We start from the raw sequence: 16,575 nt of genomic DNA, 5'->3' as shown, positions 1-16,575 counted from the left end.
GGTCGAACGGACGACGCTCGTCACGGCGCTCGAAGGAACGCCCACCACGGTCACCCCGGTCGTCACGACGCTCGAAGCCACGCTCACCGCGCTCACCACGGTCCCGGTCGAACGGACGACGCTCGTCACGGCGCTCGAAGGAACGCCCACCACGGTCACCCCGGTCGTCACGACGCTCGAAGCCACGCTCACCGCGCTCACCGCGGTCCCGGTCGAACGGACGACGCTCCCGGCGCTCGTACGGTGCCGAAGCCGCCGGACGCTCCTCGCGCTCGGTCGCGCGCTCCGCCGGCTCCTGGGCCACGGCCGCCTCGACCACGGCCTCCGCCGCGGCCGCCTGGGCCTCGGCCACCGCGGTCTCCGGGTCCTCGCCGCGCTCGCGGGCGACCCGGGCGACCAGCCGGTCGGCCTCCTCGCGCAGCTCGGTGGCCCGGCGCTGGGCGCGCTCCAACTGCTTGGTCAGCTGGGCGACCTCGCGCTCGGCCTGCTGGGCGGCGTTGCCCGCGGACTCGGCCTGGACCTCGGTCATGGAACGGGCGCCGGTGATCTCGGCGACCTCCGGGTCGAAGGCGGCACCGCCCTGGATGATGTGGCGCGCGGCGTCGACGCCGGCGTCCTCCATCAGGCGGAAGATCTGGCGCCGCTGGTGCGGCAGGGACAGCGAGACCACGGTGCCCGTACGACCGGCACGCGCGGTACGGCCCGCACGGTGCAGGTAGTCCTTGTGGTCGCCGGCCGGGTCCACGTTCAGGACCAGGTCGATGCCGTCGACGTGGATACCGCGCGCGGCGACGTCGGTCGCGACGAGCACGTTGACGTAGCCGTCCTTGAAGTCGGCCAGCGTCCGGGTGCGGGCGCCCTGGGTCATGCCGCCGTGCAGCGCGTCGGCCTTCACGCCCGCCTCGCGCAGCTGCTCGGCGACGCGGTCGGCACCCAGCTGGGTGCGGACGAAGATGATCGTGCGGCCCTTGCGGGAGGCGATCGCGGCGGTGACCGGCGCCTTGTCCTTGGGCTTCACGATGAGGATGTGGTGCGACATGGTCGTCACCGCGCCCTGGGCCGCGTCCACCTCGTGCGAGACGGGGTTGTTCAGGTAGCGGTCGACGAGGGTCTGGATCTCGTTCTCCATGGTGGCGGAGAACAGCATCCGCTGGCCGCCGGCCGGGACCTGGTCGAGCAGCTCGGTGACCTCGGGCAGGAAGCCCAGGTCGGACATCTGGTCGGCCTCGTCCAGGACGGCGATCTGCACGTCCTCGAGGGAGCAGGCGCCGCGGTTGATGATGTCGCGCAGGCGGCCGGGCGTGGCGACCAGGATGTCCACACCGCGCTCCAGCGCGTAGATCTGGTTGCCCATCGACGTACCGCCGCAGACGACCTTCATCTTCAGGCCGAGGACGTCGCCGTAGGGCTGCAGGGCGTCGGCCACCTGCATGGCCAGCTCACGGGTCGGCGTGAGGATGACGGCACGCGGCCGCTTCTTCTCGGTGCGGCCGCCGGCCAGCGTGGCCAGGGTCGGCAGACCGAAGGAGAGGGTCTTGCCGGAGCCGGTGCGGCCACGGCCGAGGATGTCCTTGCCGACCAGGGCGTCCGGGATGGTCGCGGCCTGGATCGGGAAGGGGGTGGTGACGCCGTTCTGCGCAAGCTTGCGCACGATGCCCTCGGGGAGGCCGAGGTCGGCGAAGGTGGTCTGGGGGGTGGTGTCAGCGGCCTCGACGGCCTCGGTGACCTCGGTCGTCACGTCCACGAGTTCGTTGTCGTTCTCGGGCATGACGATCTGATCAGTACTGGACACGGACATGCGAATGCGAAACCTTCCGGAGTCTCTTCGGCACGCGCCCGTCAACTCCGTGAATCGCTCACGACCGCCTCAATGCGGTCCGCCACGGCAAGGGAGAGTACGCGCCACACGGCGCGCTCTGCAGTGGCGCCGGGCAAATGGGATCAAACGATCTACCACCATACGCACCCAACGCCCCCCAAGGCAAACCGATCCCAGGAGACGCCGGTCACGTTACTACGCCGGAGCCCCCGCCGCGGGCGCCGGCTCCCGCTGGGCCAGTTGGGTTCCCGTCTCCTCGTGAGCCGAGGAGGACGGCTCGGCGGACGGCGGCGGGGGCGAGGTGGGCGTCGGCTCCTCCGTGGGCGTCGGCTGCGGCTCGGCCGTCTGCGTGGGGGTCGGGTCGACCGTGTGCACAGGAGTCGGATCCACGGTCTTCCCCGGCTTCGGCGGTGCCACCGACGCGCTGCCCGGCACGGACGGCGTGGCCGAGGGCGCGGCCGACTCCCCCCGCTTCTTCTTGCCCCCGTGCTCGCGCTTGCCGCCCCCGGGGCCACCGCCGTGGCCGAGGCCGCCCCCACCTCCCACCGGACCCCCGTCGGGCGCCTCGCCGCCCTGCTGCCCCGCCGAGTGCGGGGGCCTGGCCCGGCCGGCGTCGTCACCCACGCTCACACAGCCGGCGGCGGCCGCGAGGGCCAGCGCCGTGACGACCAGACGGACGGGTACGTACAAGCGGCGCACGGCAGCCACCTCCGGAAGGAAGGTCAGGAGTCAACCTGCCCAACTCCCGCCGCCCACAAGAGGACACGCGCCCCGCCCGCATCGGCGCCCGCCCGATCACCCGTACCCGAGCGCGGGCGTCGTCGACGCCGAAGTGGCGCCGGGGCCGCGCGCGACAGCACGACAGGTTCCGCGCCTACCCCGCCCGGCACGTTCGTCCCGGACAATGGCCCTGTGCTGGAGATGACACGCGACAGGTTCGAAGAACTGGTGAGTGAGGCCCTGGACCAGATCCCGCCGGAGCTGACGCGGGTCATGGACAACGTAGCCGTGTTCGTGGAGGACGAGCCGTCCGCCCACGACCCCGAGCTACTGGGCCTGTACGAGGGGACCCCTCTCACGGAGCGCGGAGAGTGGTACGCCGGAGTCCTCCCGGACCGCATCACCATCTACATGGGTCCGACCCTGCGCTACTGCGAGACGGCGGAGGACGTGGTGCACGAGGTGTCCGTGACGGTCGTCCATGAGGTGGCACACCACTTCGGCATCGAGGACGCGCGGCTCCACGAACTGGGCTGGGGCTGACTTCCCGGCATCCCCGGACGCCCACCAACCGACCCCTGGCCTGGGGTGATACGAGGCCCTACGGGCATCTCACCCGGTCGGCTGAAGATCGAGACTCTCCGGCACACGGTCATTGCCCGGTACCGGAGCCCCGTACGAGGCCGGCGAACCGTCGCATATCCGCCGCATATCCACGCCCGGCCGTGGGCATACGCCCCCAATGGCCAGCGCCCGCGCCACCGTCGCAGCCCTCCACACCCTGCGCACCCGCCGCGCCCGCAAAGCCGCCCCCACCCTCCCCACACTCGAACTGGCGGCCCGCCCCAACCCGTGGCTGCGCGCCCTCGGCCTCACCGCGGTGGTCCTGATCGGCGCCTGGCTGGGCCTGCTGATCGTCGGGAACGTACGGGTCCCGGTCGGCCCGATGGACACGACCATGGCGCTGCGCCCGTCCCTCACCGGCGGCACGAAGATCAACGTCTCCCCGCTGGGCGCGCTCACCCTGGACAGCCATGTCGCCCCGGTCCGCCTGGACGTCAACGTCGACCAGCTCGACCCGCTCCGCTCCCAAGCCCTCGTCGACCACCCCGAACGGCTCTCCGGGCTCCAGGACGAGGTGGCCCGGGACGTCGAGCACGGCACGCTCGACCTGGCCGTACGCTCCTGCGCCGCCGTGGTCTCCGGCGCGACCGCCCTGGGCCTGGCGGTCTACCGCCGCCCGCGCCGCGCCCTGGCGGCCGGCGGCCTGGCGCTGGCCCTCCTGGCCGCCTCCGGGGCGACGGCGTACGCCACCTGGAACCCCAAGTCGGTCCTGGAGCCGAAGTTCTCCGGCCTGCTCTCCTCCGCACCCTCCCTGGTCGGCAACGCGCGCAGCATCGTCACCGAATTCGACGTCTACCAGAAGGAGTTGGCGCGCCTGGTGACGAACGTGACGAAGCTGTACGACGTCACGTCCACGCTCCCGGCCTACCAGCCGGACCCCGCCACCCTGCGGGTCCTGCACGTCTCCGACATCCACCTCAACCCGGCGAGCTGGAAGATCATCGCCTCGCTGGTGGAGCAGTACAAGGTGAACGTGATCGTGGACTCCGGCGACACGATGGACCACGGCACGGCGGCGGAGAACGGCTTCCTGGACCCGATCGCGGACCTGGGCGCGCCCTACGTCTGGGTCCGCGGCAACCACGACTCCCTGACCACCCAGCGCTACCTGCGGCGCATGAAGAACGTGCACGTCCTGGACGACGGCCGGGCGGAGACGATCGCGGGCCTGCGGTTCGCGGGCATCGGCGACCCCCAGTTCACCCCCGACCGCTCGGTGTCGCCCGGCGGGGACGCGGCCGAGCTGCTGGCGGGCGACCGCCTGGCCGGCGCCCTGCGCGACCAGCGGGCGGCGGGCACCCCGGTCGACGTGGCGATCGCACACGAGCCCTCCGCCGCCCGGGAGACGGACGGCGCGGTCCCGCTGGTCCTGGCGGGCCACGTCCACCACGAGGACACGGAGGTCATGAAGTACGGCACACGTCTGCGCATCGAGGGCTCCACGGGCGGCAGCGGCCTGCGCGCGGTGGAGGGCAGATACCCCGACCCGATCGAGGCCTCGATCCTCTACTTCGACCGCGACACCCGCCGCCTCCAGGCCTGGGACGAGATCAGACTGGGCGGCCTGGGCCTGACGACGGCCGAGGTCAGCCGCCACCTCCCCGAGTCGAACCTGCCAGGCGCGACACGGCCCCCCACCCCGCCTTCGCCCTCAGGCCCGTAAAACCGTTTTGGCGATACTCCCCGCCATCCCATATGCTTCTCACGTCCCCGACGCGCTGAGAAGCGCCCAGGCGGGCCGATAGCCCTCATCGTCTAGCGGCCTAGGACGCCGCCCTTTCAAGGCGGTAGCACGGGTTCGAATCCCGTTGGGGGCACGCAAGATCGTGTGCGACACTGTTGCACGCACAGCTTGGTCCTGTGGAGCAGTTTGGAGTGCTCGCCACCCTGTCAAGGTGGAGGCCGCGGGTTCAAATCCCGTCAGGACCGCTGGGGTTTCCTCGGAAACCTCGCGGCTGGGTAGCTCAGTTGGTACGAGCGATCGCCTGAAAAGCGATAGGTCGCCGGTTCGACCCCGGCCCCAGCCACAGCTAAGGCCCCGATCCTCGGATCGGGGCCTTGTTGTATGTCTTGTGGATCACGCTCGTGGTACGAGCGCGCGCCTGTTCCTGGGTCGGCAGCAGCTTGACGCGCACCACGGTCTTCGCGAACAGGGAATCTAGGCTCGTTCGCCGGTTCGCTCAGGGGGAACGTCGACGCTTCATCGCGAAGAGTGATTTCTCAGATTTTCCTTTATCGCTTGGTCGGCTTGGCACAGACTCTGCGCGGCGCTACGTTCTGGCTGGTTGACGGGGATTTGCGGGGGGCGGGGACGATGAGCCGGGACGAGGCCAGAGCCATCCGGGACACCGAGCTGGAGAAGGACCGGGCCCGGTACGGGCTGCTCGCGGTGATCATCAGCAACCTGGCGATAGCCGGGGTCGCGATCTTCGGGGTGTGGCGGCTTGACGGGGACAAGGCGGTGATCGTCGGTGTGCTGACCGCCGCGTTCACGGCCGTGAGCAGCATGACCACGGCGTACCTCGGTATCAAGGCGGTCTCCAACACCGCCAGGTCCATCGCCCTCGGGGACGGTGTGCGGCGCGGCGGCGATTCCGGCGGCTCGGGGGCGCAGCAGGGCTGAAGCTGTGCGCTCGCTGTGACGTTTCCTGATCTTGGTGCGCTCCTCCTTCCGGGGGCCGGACCGCCGGTCCCGACCCGATGGAAGGGGCTCAAGTGCGCTTCAGACAGGCCGCGTTGACCGTCACCCTGGCGATCGCGACGAGTCTGCCGCTGGCAGCGGGGACAGCGACGGCGGAGGGAACACAGGGACCGGGCCGGCTCACCGGCACCGACTATTCGGCAGGCTCCCCTGCCCTGGTCTCCCTCAGCCCTGTCAGCGGATCCGTCACCAACGCCTTCGCCCAGGGCGCGGAGGACGGCGTGCTCTCGCCCGACGGCTCCCAGGTGGCGTACGTCCACCGGCAGGACACCTGCATACCGCAGACCGAGGGCTGCGCGTACGGCAGCGATCTGGTCGTCGCGGGCGCCGACGGCAGCGACCCGCACGTCCTGGTCCCCGGCACCGGGTCCGGGCCCGTTCCGTACGCCGGGCACCCCGACTGGTCTCCGGACGGACAGCGGATCGTCTACGAAACGGGGTCCGGCCTGGGCTGGATCAACGCCGACGGCACCGGGAGCGAGGTCCTCACCCCGTACGGCAGCCGCGGCACCTTCTCGCCCGACGGCCGGAGCATCGCCTTCCTGAGGAGCGAGTACTACGAGACCGATGACGGCTGGGATGTCGGCACCGACGTCTATGTCCTCGACACGGTCACCCGCGAGGAGCGCCAGGTCACCTCCAGCCACAACGTGGGGGACACGCCCGCCGACTGGTCCCCCGACGGCAGCCGTCTCGTCTATGCCACCGAGAACGGCCTGCACACCGTCGACGTGGCCACCGGCGCCACCACCGATCTGCAGAGCAACTGGGCCATCGCCCTGTCCAACCTCCGCACCCCGGTCTATTCCCCCGACGGCAGCCGGATCGCCTTCAACGGCTTCGAGCAGGCCGCCGGCGCGAGCGCCACGTACGTCGTCGACGCCGTCGACGGCGGAAACCTCCGCAAGCTCACGGACCGACCCGTGACCTTCACCGACTGGCTCCCCAACGAATAAGGACCCCAGGTGAGGGCGGCCGTCCCCCGGTCGGCGGTCGCCCGCCCAAAAGCGTTCGCCACGAATTTCCCCGAGGTGCGATCCTGGACCGCGTATGTCTACGCACCCAGCCCCCGCCCTCGGCGCCCTCGCCCCCCGCCTGACCGAGTTGTCGCTGCGCGAAGCGCACCGCCTCGGCCGGCGGCTCGAGGGTGCGCGCAAGATCCGTAAGCCGGAGGCCCGCGCCGCCGTCCTCGCCGAGATCGAGGCCGAGGTCGCCAAGGCCGAGGCCCGGATGGACGAGCGGCGCTCCCGCGTGCCCGCCATCACGTACCCCGAGCAGCTCCCCGTCAGCCAGAAGAAGGACCAGATCGCCGAGGCCATCCGCGATCACCAGGTCGTCATCGTCGCCGGCGAGACCGGGTCCGGTAAGACCACGCAGATCCCCAAGATCTGTATGGAACTGGGGCGCGGCGTCCGTGGCATGATCGGGCACACCCAGCCCCGCCGTATCGCCGCCCGGACCGTCGCCGAGCGGGTGGCGGAGGAGTTGCGGACCCCCCTCGGCGAGGCCATCGGCTGGAAGGTCCGTTTCACCGACCAGGTGAACCCGGACGCCACCTTCGTCAAGCTGATGACGGACGGCATCCTGCTCGCCGAGATCCAGACCGACCGCGAGCTGCGCGCCTACGACACGATCATCATCGACGAGGCCCACGAGCGGTCCCTCAACATCGACTTCCTGCTGGGCTATCTCGCCCAGCTGCTGCCGAAGCGGCCGGATCTGAAGGTCGTCATCACCTCGGCGACCATCGACCCCGAGCGCTTCTCCCGGCACTTCGGCGACGCCCCGATCATCGAGGTCAGCGGCCGGACGTACCCGGTCGAGGTCCGCTACCGGCCGCTCCTCGAAGAGGACTCCGACGACGCCGACCGGGACCAGATCACCGCCATCACCGACGCCGTCGAGGAACTGATGGCGGAGGGGAAGGGCGACATCCTCGTCTTTCTCTCCGGTGAACGGGAGATCCGGGACACCGCGGACGCGCTCACGCGGAAGCAATACCGCTTCACAGAGGTCCTGCCTCTGTACGCCCGCCTCTCCCACGCCGAGCAGCACCGGGTCTTCCAGCCGCACACCGGGCGCAGGATCGTTCTGGCGACCAACGTCGCCGAGACCTCACTCACCGTCCCCGGCATCAAGTACGTCATCGACCCGGGCTTCGCCCGGGTCAGCCGCTACAGCCACCGCACCAAGGTCCAGCGGTTGCCCATCGAGCCGATCTCCCAGGCCAGCGCCAACCAGCGCAAGGGACGCTGCGGCCGTACGTCCGACGGCATCTGCATCCGGCTGTACGCCGAGGACGATTTCCTCGCCCGCCCGGAGTTCACGGACGCCGAGATCCTCCGTACGAACCTCGCCTCCGTCATCCTCCAGATGACCGCGGCCGGCCTCGGCGACATCGAGGAATTCCCCTTCATCGACCCGCCGGACCACCGCAACATCCGCGACGGCGTGCAGCTGCTGCAGGAGCTGCACGCGCTGGACCCGGCCCAGAAGGACCCGCGCAAGCGGCTCACCGACACCGGCCGCAAGCTCGCGCAGCTGCCGGTCGATCCGCGGCTGGCCCGGATGGTCCTGGAGGCCGACAGGAACGGCTGTGTCCGCGAGGTCATGGTCATAGCGGCCGCGCTGTCCATCCAGGATCCGCGCGAGCGCCCGGCCGACAAACAGGCCCAGGCCGACCAGCAGCACGCCCGCTTCAAGGACGAGACCAGCGACTTCCTCGCCTACCTGAACCTGTGGCGGTACGTCCGCGAGCAGCAGAAGGAGCGCGGCTCGTCGTCCTTCCGCCGGATGTGCAAGCAGGAGTACCTGAACTTCCTGCGCATTCGCGAATGGCAGGACATCTACACCCAGCTGCGCACGGTCGCCAAGCAGATGGGCATCCACCTCAACGAGGACGACGCCCCCACCGACCGCATCCACATCTCCCTCCTCGCCGGCCTCCTCTCCCACCTCGGGATGAAGGACGTGAAGGACGGCAACAAGAACGAGTATCTGGGCGCCCGCAACGCCAAGTTCGCGATCTTCCCGGGCTCGGCGCTGTTCCGGAAGCAGCCCCGCTTCGTGATGTCCGCCGAGCTGGTGGAGACGTCCCGTCTGTGGGCCCGGGTCAACGCGAAGATCGAGCCGGAGTGGGTCGAGCCGCTCGCCGGCCACCTCCTCAAGCGGACGTACAGCGAACCGCACTGGGAGAAGGACCAGGCGGCCGTGATGGCGTACGAGAAGGTCACGCTGTACGGCGTCCCGATCGTCGCCCAGCGGAAGGTGAACTACGGCCGGATCGAGCCCGGGGTCTCCCGCGAGCTGTTCATCCGCAACGCGCTCGTCGAGGGCGACTGGCGCACGCACCACAAGTTCTTCGCGGACAACCGCAGACTCCTCAGCGAGGTCGAGGAGCTGGAGCACCGGGCGCGGCGCCGGGACATCGTCGTGGACGACGAGACGCTGTTCGACTTCTACGACCAGCGGGTGCCCGAACACGTCGTCTCCGGCGCCCATTTCGACTCCTGGTGGAAGCGGAAGCGGCACGAGCAGCCCGAGTTCCTGGACTTCGAGCGGGAGATGCTCATCCGGGAGTCGGCGGATGCGGTCACCAAGGCCGACTATCCGGACAGCTGGCGGCAGGGGCAGCTCAAGTTCCGGGTGACCTACCAGTTCGAGCCGGGCGCGGACGCGGACGGTGTGACGGTCCACATCCCGCTCCAGGTGCTCAACCAGGTCACGGACGAGGGCTTCGACTGGCAGATCCCCGGCCTGCGCGAGGAAGTGGTGACGGAGCTGATCCGCACCCTCCCCAAGCCGATCCGCCGCAACTACGTGCCCGCGCCGAACTACGCGAAGGCGTTCCTGGAGCGCGCGGTGCCGCTGCGGGAGCCCCTGACGGTCACCATGGCCCGGGAGCTGAAGCGCATGGTCGGCGTCCCCTTCGAGGCGGACGACTTCGACTGGACGAAGATCCCCGACCACCTGAGGATCACCTTCAGAATCGTGGACGAGCGGCGGCGGGGGCTCGCCGAGGACAAGGACCTGGAGGCGCTGAAGCTCCAGCTGAAGCCGAAGGCGCGCAAGGCCCTGTCCCAGGCGGCGGCCGCGACCGCCTCCCGCGAGGGCGGGGAGTCCCTGGAGCGCAGGGGCCTCACCGACTGGACGATCGGCACGCTCACCCAGGTCTTCGAGACCCGCCGGGCCGGGCAGCCGGTGAAGGCGTACCCGGCGCTGGTGGACGACGGCGACACGGTCTCGGTCCGTCTCTTCGACACGGAGGCGGAGCAGGCGGAAGCCATGTGGAAGGGCACCCGCCGGCTCATCCTGCGCAACATCCCGGTGAACCCGGCGAAATTCGCATCCGAGAAGCTGACGAACGCCCAGAAGCTGGCGCTCTCCGCCAACCCGCACGGCTCGGTCCAGGCCCTCTTCGACGACTGCGCGATGGCCGCGGCCGACAAGCTGATCGCGGACTTCGGCGGACCGGTGTGGGACGAGGAGTCGTACCGGAAGCTGTACGACAAGGTGCGGGCGGAGATCGTCGACACGACGGTCCGTACGGTCACCCAGGTGCAGCAGGTCCTCGCCGCCTGGCAGGCCTGTGAGCGCCGTCTGAAGGGCGTACGCAGCCCCGCCCTGCTGGCCAACCTGACGGACGTCCGCAAGCAGCTGGACGCCCTTGTGAAGCCCGGTTTCGTGACCTGGGCGGGGATACGCCGCCTGCCCGACCTCATGCGCTACCTGGTGGCGGCGGACCGGCGCCTGCAGCAGATGCCGACGGGCGTCCAGCGGGACACCACGCGCATGGAGAAGGTCCACGAGATGCAGGACGAGTACGCCTGGCTGCTGGAACAGCTCCCGAAGGGCCGGCCGGTGCCGCAGCAGGTCCTGGACATCCGCTGGATGCTCGAGGAGCTCCGGGTCAGCTACTTCGCCCACGCTCTGGGCACGGCGTACCCAGTCTCCGACAAGCGGATCGTGAAGGCGATCGACGCGGCCGTACCGTAACCGCAAGCGTACAGAGGGTGAGTTCGACCAGGACCCTCACCCTCCTGTACAGTCCTTCTCGCAGCGCAACACAGCAAGCCAAGCGCAGCGAAACCTGGTCCTGTGGAGCAGTTTGGAGTGCTCGCCACCCTGTCAAGGTGGAGGCCGCGGGTTCAAATCCCGTCAGGACCGCAACAGTGACGGGCCCTCATCCAATCCGGATGGGGGCCCTTCTCATGCCATCGACCGCCCACCACCCCGCCGAGGGGGAGGCCGCGCCCGCGGCGGAGCCGCAATCGACACGGCAAATCCCGTCAGGACCGCAAGAGAGAAGGCCCCATCCGATCCGGATGGGGCCTTCTTCGTGCGCTCAGCCTGCCCCCGGGGGGATTGACGACGTCACATTCCGCCGGTACCCAGAAACCAGGGCCCGCCCCCCTGTGCGGCCCCTGGAGGTGGCGTATGGCGGCATCGGCCAGGCACGAGACGCGGGCGCTGCTCCGGGCGCACCTGTCGGCGGCCATGCCCTACCGGCACCTCACCCGCCACTGCCCGATCTGTCACCACCTGCTGCGGCTGGCGATGGACGCCGGCCCGCGGTCCCAGGATGCGAGCGAAGAGGTGCTGGAGGACGAGAGTCCCCGAAGCGCGTGACCGACGCCGGGCCCAACACCCGCCCGGACGTGGCACGCTGGAAGAGGCGGTTCCTCTACCGCACCTGCGCCAGAGGCAACAAGATCCCTGGCATGTGACGGGAGTCACCGCATGACTTTTTGAAATGGCGGGACTTACCCCCCTCCTACAACAGGTCAATTTAATATGTGCAATTGCACCCGACTCAGGGGTCGCGCACAGAAGTTCCGACACCCCTCCCCAGACTCCGACAAGGCCGCTCACAGCGACCCCGACACCCCACGACCAGCGCACAAAAAAGATCGCGCTGGACCCGGCGGAGTCCAGCGCGATCTACGACGCACCCTGTGTCGCTGCCTACAACGTTCTCTTCGGCTTGGGCGTGGGCCCTGTTGGGGCAGGTCCCGCGTCGCTTGGAGCTAGGGTCCGGGCACCTCGGTCAGTTGGGGGACCAGCCGGTTTGCCCGGTTATTCAGTTGTTCAGGCCTCGCTGCGCTGCTGCGGGATGCCCGCGAGCAGAGCGCGGACCTCGGCCTCGCGGTAGCGGCGGTGCCCGCCGAGCGTACGGATCGAAGTGAGCTTGCCGGCCTTCGCCCACCGCGTGACCGTCTTCGGGTCCACGCGGAACATCGTGGCGACCTCAGCCGGGGTCAGCAGCGGCTCGGCATCAGGGGTGCGAGCGGTCATGAGCGGCCTCCTCGGGAGAACCGAACCTTCTCGGTTCTTTCCTCTAAATTCTGCACCTTGACCCACGTTGCCCGAAATGGCGGACGCGGGCCGAGTCGGTTATAGGACGAACGGCTTGTCCTCGGCACTACAACTACACCATCTGTCCAGCCACGTCGGCCAAACCGATGGAATTGCCCTCCCAGGTGTTCATCAGCGACGGAAGCCGATGGACCATGCCATAGCGGACAGTCACGCCACTGTGACGATCAGTCACAGGGCGATCAGGAGGCACCAGACCCCCCAAAGCGTGCAATGCGGGGATTCCGCCCATAGTGGAGCATAGTTGGACGGACGGAGCCCTCCCCGGACTCCTTGTCCTATTTTGGCACGAGGGGCGGCAAGCGGCGCAAGGGCCGTTTAAGTGCCGTCCATCACCCTTTGGACAAAAGCCCGGATCGGGACCAACATCCCGTCAGATGGGGTAAGTGGCGTAGACCGTACGTCGTTCGGGGCCGTTTTGGCCGTGACGTACGTCACTCAGTTCGCGGAGCGCCGGTCCCGTACCGCCCGCCACCGCTCCACCAGCCGCCCGTAGGCCTCTCCGGCGGCCGTCCCGTCCCCCCGGCGCAGCGCCTCGATGCCGTCGGCGACGTCCGCCGCCGAGTGGTCGCCCTCCAGCTCGCCGGCCGGCACCGCGTGCACCAGGCCGCCGTAGTCCAGCTCCACCAGCGAGCGCGGGTGGAACTCCTCCAGCCAGCGGCCGACGTCCACCAGGCCGTCGATCAGCGGCCCCTCCTCGATGGTGTCCCTCAGCGTGCGCAGCGCCCGCGCCACCCGGCGCCGGGCCTGCACCATCGGGGTGCGGTAGCGCAGCATCGGCGGCACCTCGCCGGACCCCTTCTCGTACCGGCGCTCCTCGTCGGAGACCAGCACGAACCAGTTCAGCGGGACCTGCCAGGTCGCCGTGCGGATCCAGGGACGGGCGTCCGGGTTGCGGGCGAGCCAGCGCTCGTAGTCCTGGGCGGCCTGGTGGCGCACCAGCGGCGGCAGCACCGCGTCCAGCACCGACGCGGGCAGCTCCTCGGCGAGGTCGGCCAGGGCCTGCCAGCCGCGCAGCCGGGTTCGCCAGGGGCAGACGCAGACGACTCCGTCGACGTCCAGCACGAAGGCGTCGCCGCTCTCGTGCACCGGCACCGGGATCGGCGGGGTGGGCAGCAAGTCGGCGAGCGAGCGGCGCAGTTCGTCCTGGTAGGAGGGGCGGTCGGGACGCCGGGCGTAGCGCGCCCAGTGGGTGCGCTCCGGCTCCGGGAAGGCGGCCAGCGGCTCGTAGACGCGCAGGTACGCGGCATAGGGGACGACCACGGAGGACACCTTGGGCACGCCTGCTCCCTCCCCATCGGACCCGGCTCGAAACCCCTGCAAATCGTCCCACGGTCATGCGTGCGCCAGCGGCACGGCAGAGTGATCCTGAACACTGCGAGGATGGCTGGTGGGCACAGGCTCTACGCTCATGCCACAGCACCCGCCACCCGCACGGGAGCTGAGCCCCACTCGCCGCTATTTACACAGGAGTCACCACAGTGACCGACGTAACCGGCGCATCTGCTGATGTCCTGCACACCCTGTTCCACTCGGACCAGGGGGGCCATGAGCAGGTCGTGCTCTGCCAGGACCGCGCCAGCGGTCTCAAGGCCGTGATCGCCATCCACTCCACCGCCCTGGGCCCGGCCCTCGGCGGAACGCGCTTCTACCCCTACGCGACCGAGGCCGAGGCCGTCGCCGACGCCCTCAACCTCGCGCGCGGTATGTCGTACAAGAACGCCATGGCCGGCCTGGACCACGGCGGCGGCAAGGCCGTGATCATCGGCGACCCGGACCGCGACAAGACCGAGGAACTGCTGCTCGCCTACGGCCGCATGGTCGCCTCGCTCGGCGGGCGCTACGTCACCGCGTGCGACGTCGGCACGTACGTCGCCGACATGGACGTCGTGGCCCGCGAGTGCCGCTGGACCACCGGCCGCTCGCCCGAGAACGGCGGCGCCGGCGACTCCTCGGTGCTCACCGCCTTCGGCGTCTACCAGGGCATGCGCGCCTCCGCCCAGCACCTGTGGGGCGACCCCTCGCTGCGCGGCCGCAAGGTCGGCATCGCGGGCGTCGGCAAGGTGGGCCACCACCTGGTCCGGCACCTGCTCGACGAGGGCGCCGAGGTCGTCATCACGGACGTACGGCGCGAGGCCGTCGGGCGGATCTCCGACCAGTGCCCGACCGTGCAGGTGGTCGCCGACACCGACGCGCTCATCCGCGTCGAGGGCCTCGACATCTACGCCCCCTGCGCCCTGGGCGGCGCCCTGAACGACGACACCGTGCCGGTGCTGACCGCCCAGGTCGTGTGCGGTGCCGCCAACAACCAGCTCGCCCACCCGGGCGTGGAGAAGGACCTCGCCGACCGCGGGATCCTCTACGCGCCGGACTACGTGGTGAACGCCGGTGGCGTGATCCAGGTGGCCGACGAGCTGCACGGCTTCGACTTCGAGCGGTGCAAGGCGAAGGCGGCGAAGATCTTCGACACCACGCTGGCCATCTTCGCACGTGCGAAGGAGGACGGGATTCCGCCGGCCGCGGCGGCCGACCGGATCGCCGAGCAGCGTATGGCCGAGGCCCGCGCGGCACGCTGAGAGCCGATCGGGTGTCCGATCGCACGCATGAACGGTACCCGTCGGCGGGAACTTCGAGAGAACTCTCACTTCCACCGGCGGGTCGTACCCCGATAAGTGGTTAAAATCGCCACTGACCAGCGAGGACAGGGCGCCTCGAGGGTCCTGGGCACACGCGCGTGCTGCGGGCGACGTACCGTATGGGCGCGGGCTCAGGTACCGTGGAAGCCCTACGGACCGGCCTCTCTGCGGAGGGTCCGTTCCGGATCATGAACGCGTGTCAGACTCTGGGGCCGTCGAGCCCCGTCACCGAGGGGGTCGAGCCATGGGGCGCGGCCGGGCCAAGGCCAAGCAGACAAAGGTCGCCCGCCAGCTGAAGTACAACAGCGGTGGGACTGACCTGTCACGTCTGGCCAGTGAACTGGGCGCATCGACTTCGAGCCAGCCGCCGAACGGCGAGCCGTTCGAGGACGATGAGCATGACGAGGACGATCTTTACTCTCGGTACGCCGACCTCTATGAGGACGACGACGAGGACGAGGATGAAGGTCCCTCACAACACCGTCGCGGCGCTTGACCTTGCATTGAGCACTCACCCGGTCGGTGGCAGAGCCACCGACCGGGTTCTGTGCTACCCGCAGGTTCAGACGGCGGCGCCGTTAGATTGAGTACGTGCCGACCAGCTCGGCGCCGGTCTCCTTGTCGCCCCGGTCGGTGATCTCGCCCGCGACCCACGCGTCGACCCCGCGGTCGGCCAGGGTCGTGAGAGCCACGTCCGTCGACTCCTCCGGCACGATCGCGATCATGCCGACGCCCATGTTCAGGGTCTTCTCCAGCTCCAGGCGTTCGACGTTCCCGGTCTTCCCGACCAGGTCGAAGATCGCGCCCGGGGTCCAGGTGGCCCGGTCGACGGTCGCGTGCAGCTCGCCCGGGATGACCCGGGCCAGGTTGGCCGCGAGCCCACCGCCGGTGATGTGGCTGAACGCGTGCACCTCGGTGGTGCGGGTCAGCGCCAGGCAGTCCAGCGAGTAGATCTTGGTGGGCTCCAGCAGCTCCTCGCCGAGCGTGCGGCCGAGTTCCGCGACCTCCGTCTCGAGGGCCAGGCCCGCGCGGTCCAGCAGGACGTGGCGCACCAGGGAGTACCCGTTCGAGTGAAGCCCGGAGGACGCCATGGCGATCACGGTGTCACCCGTACGGATACGATCCGCGCCCAGCAGCCGGGAGGCCTCCACGACGCCCGTACCGGCGCCGGCGACGTCGAAGTCGTCCTCGCCCAGCAGACCGGGGTGCTCGGCCGTCTCGCCGCCCACCAGGGCGCAGCCGGCCAGCACACAGCCTTCCGCGATGCCCTTGACGATCGCGGCGACCCGCTCGGGGTGGACCTTGCCGACACAGATGTAGTCGGTCATGAACAGCGGCTCGGCACCGCACACCACGATGTCGTCCATGACCATGGCGACCAGGTCGTGGCCGATGGTGTCGTAGACGCCCAGTCGGCGCGCGACGTCGACCTTCGTGCCGACGCCGTCCGTGGCGGAGGCGAGCAGCGGGCGCTCGTAGCGCTTGAGGGCGGAGGCGTCGAAGAGCCCGGCGAAGCCGCCGAGGCCGCCCAGGACCTCGGGGCGCTGGGTCTTCTTCACCCACTCCTTCATCAGCTCTACGGCGCGGTCGCCCGCCTCGATGTCGACGCCTGCGCTCGCGTAGCTGGCACCAGTGCCCGCGTGCGGAGCACGCTGATCAAACTCAGCTGACATGACCTTGAGAACTTTCGTGTCGTCCTA

At 69.7% G+C, this 16,575-nt stretch carries 13 protein-coding genes and 4 tRNA genes; 12 read left to right on the top strand and 5 right to left on the bottom strand.

Annotated elements, in window-relative coordinates; translation table 11 throughout:
• Together ACWC5O_RS11810 and ACWC5O_RS11805 are read right to left on the bottom strand one after the other, a co-directional pair.
• Positions 1 to 1,798, bottom strand: a 1,798-nt coding sequence (locus tag ACWC5O_RS11810; protein WP_450780963.1) for a DEAD/DEAH box helicase, incomplete at its 3' end; no start/stop codon positions are given.
• A gap of 216 nt (positions 1,799 to 2,014) precedes the next feature.
• Entirely contained in the window at positions 2,015 to 2,518 is a 504-nt protein-coding gene (locus ACWC5O_RS11805) for a hypothetical protein (protein WP_450586384.1), read from the bottom strand.
• A gap of 213 nt (positions 2,519 to 2,731) precedes the next feature.
• Here ACWC5O_RS11805 and ACWC5O_RS11800 point away from each other — a divergent pair, with 213 nt between their 5' ends.
• The 10 genes from ACWC5O_RS11800 (at position 2,732) to ACWC5O_RS11755 (ending at position 11,492) form a co-directional block, all read left to right on the top strand.
• Positions 2,732 to 3,082, top strand: coding sequence for a metallopeptidase family protein (locus ACWC5O_RS11800; RefSeq protein WP_450586382.1), 351 nt, complete (start codon positions 2,732 to 2,734; stop codon positions 3,080 to 3,082).
• A gap of 199 nt (positions 3,083 to 3,281) precedes the next feature.
• A complete protein-coding gene (locus tag ACWC5O_RS11795) occupies positions 3,282 to 4,826 on the top strand; it encodes a metallophosphoesterase family protein (RefSeq protein WP_450586380.1) in 1,545 nt (514 codons plus the stop codon).
• A gap of 81 nt (positions 4,827 to 4,907) precedes the next feature.
• Positions 4,908 to 4,980, top strand: a tRNA-Glu gene (locus tag ACWC5O_RS11790).
• 37 nt (positions 4,981 to 5,017) lie between these two features.
• Positions 5,018 to 5,092: transfer RNA gene (locus ACWC5O_RS11785), tRNA-Asp, on the top strand.
• A gap of 24 nt (positions 5,093 to 5,116) precedes the next feature.
• Positions 5,117 to 5,190, top strand: a tRNA-Phe gene (locus ACWC5O_RS11780).
• Positions 5,191 to 5,477: 287 nt separating this feature from the next.
• Entirely contained in the window at positions 5,478 to 5,786 is a 309-nt protein-coding gene (locus ACWC5O_RS11775; RefSeq protein ID WP_450586378.1) for a hypothetical protein, read from the top strand.
• 92 nt (positions 5,787 to 5,878) lie between these two features.
• Positions 5,879 to 6,820: a TolB family protein gene (locus ACWC5O_RS11770; protein WP_450586376.1), complete on the top strand. Its 942-nt coding sequence runs from the start codon at positions 5,879 to 5,881 to the stop codon at positions 6,818 to 6,820.
• A 94-nt stretch (positions 6,821 to 6,914) separates the two neighbouring features.
• Positions 6,915 to 10,859 carry an ATP-dependent RNA helicase HrpA gene (hrpA, locus tag ACWC5O_RS11765; protein ID WP_450586374.1) on the top strand — a complete coding sequence of 1,315 codons (3,945 nt, stop codon included), beginning with the start codon at positions 6,915 to 6,917 and terminating at the stop codon, positions 10,857 to 10,859.
• 96 nt (positions 10,860 to 10,955) lie between these two features.
• Positions 10,956 to 11,030: transfer RNA gene (locus tag ACWC5O_RS11760), tRNA-Asp, on the top strand.
• Positions 11,031 to 11,300: 270 nt separating this feature from the next.
• Entirely contained in the window at positions 11,301 to 11,492 is a 192-nt protein-coding gene (locus ACWC5O_RS11755; protein ID WP_450586372.1) for a DUF6274 family protein, read from the top strand.
• A gap of 459 nt (positions 11,493 to 11,951) precedes the next feature.
• Here the strand turns inward: ACWC5O_RS11755 and bldC are convergent, their stop codons facing one another.
• The gene (gene bldC, locus ACWC5O_RS11750) at positions 11,952 to 12,158 is read right to left on the bottom strand and encodes a developmental transcriptional regulator BldC (RefSeq protein WP_003949541.1); all 207 of its coding nucleotides are present in this window, start codon (positions 12,156 to 12,158) and stop codon (positions 11,952 to 11,954) included.
• Positions 12,159 to 12,677: 519 nt separating this feature from the next.
• Positions 12,678 to 13,520 carry a hypothetical protein gene (locus ACWC5O_RS11745; RefSeq protein ID WP_450586371.1) on the bottom strand — a complete coding sequence of 281 codons (843 nt, stop codon included), beginning with the start codon at positions 13,518 to 13,520 and terminating at the stop codon, positions 12,678 to 12,680.
• Between the two features lie 200 nt (positions 13,521 to 13,720).
• Here ACWC5O_RS11745 and ACWC5O_RS11740 point away from each other — a divergent pair, with 200 nt between their 5' ends.
• Both ACWC5O_RS11740 and ACWC5O_RS11735 read left to right on the top strand, forming a co-directional pair.
• Complete coding sequence (locus ACWC5O_RS11740; protein WP_450586369.1) at positions 13,721 to 14,815, top strand: Leu/Phe/Val dehydrogenase; 1,095 nt, start codon at positions 13,721 to 13,723, stop codon at positions 14,813 to 14,815.
• A gap of 304 nt (positions 14,816 to 15,119) precedes the next feature.
• On the top strand, positions 15,120 to 15,371 hold the full coding sequence (locus ACWC5O_RS11735; RefSeq protein WP_067000810.1) for a DUF3073 domain-containing protein: 252 nt from the start codon (positions 15,120 to 15,122) through the stop codon (positions 15,369 to 15,371).
• Positions 15,372 to 15,453: 82 nt separating this feature from the next.
• Here the strand turns inward: ACWC5O_RS11735 and purM are convergent, their stop codons facing one another.
• Positions 15,454 to 16,548 carry a phosphoribosylformylglycinamidine cyclo-ligase gene (gene purM / locus ACWC5O_RS11730; protein ID WP_450586367.1) on the bottom strand — a complete coding sequence of 365 codons (1,095 nt, stop codon included), beginning with the start codon at positions 16,546 to 16,548 and terminating at the stop codon, positions 15,454 to 15,456.
• Positions 16,549 to 16,575: the final 27 nt, after the last annotated feature.

The sequence above is a fragment of the Streptomyces sp. NPDC001450 genome (assembly GCF_053597295.1).
The sequence above is the reverse complement of the archived record's forward strand: the minus strand, read 5'-3'. Positions and strand labels throughout refer to the sequence as shown.

What these genes read in the sequence shown, in the direction of transcription:
- ACWC5O_RS11735 (WP_067000810.1), top strand. Translation starts at nt 15,120, where the DNA reads ATGGGGCGCGGCCGGGCCAAGGCCAAGCAGACAAAGGTCGCCCGCCAG.
- purM (WP_450586367.1), bottom strand. Translation starts at nt 16,548, where the DNA reads ATGTCAGCTGAGTTTGATCAGCGTGCTCCGCACGCGGGCACTGGTGCC.
- bldC (WP_003949541.1), bottom strand. Translation starts at nt 12,158, where the DNA reads ATGACCGCTCGCACCCCTGATGCCGAGCCGCTGCTGACCCCGGCTGAG.
- ACWC5O_RS11795 (WP_450586380.1), top strand. Translation starts at nt 3,282, where the DNA reads ATGGCCAGCGCCCGCGCCACCGTCGCAGCCCTCCACACCCTGCGCACC.
- hrpA (WP_450586374.1), top strand. Translation starts at nt 6,915, where the DNA reads ATGTCTACGCACCCAGCCCCCGCCCTCGGCGCCCTCGCCCCCCGCCTG.
- ACWC5O_RS11775 (WP_450586378.1), top strand. Translation starts at nt 5,478, where the DNA reads ATGAGCCGGGACGAGGCCAGAGCCATCCGGGACACCGAGCTGGAGAAG.
- ACWC5O_RS11755 (WP_450586372.1), top strand. Translation starts at nt 11,301, where the DNA reads ATGGCGGCATCGGCCAGGCACGAGACGCGGGCGCTGCTCCGGGCGCAC.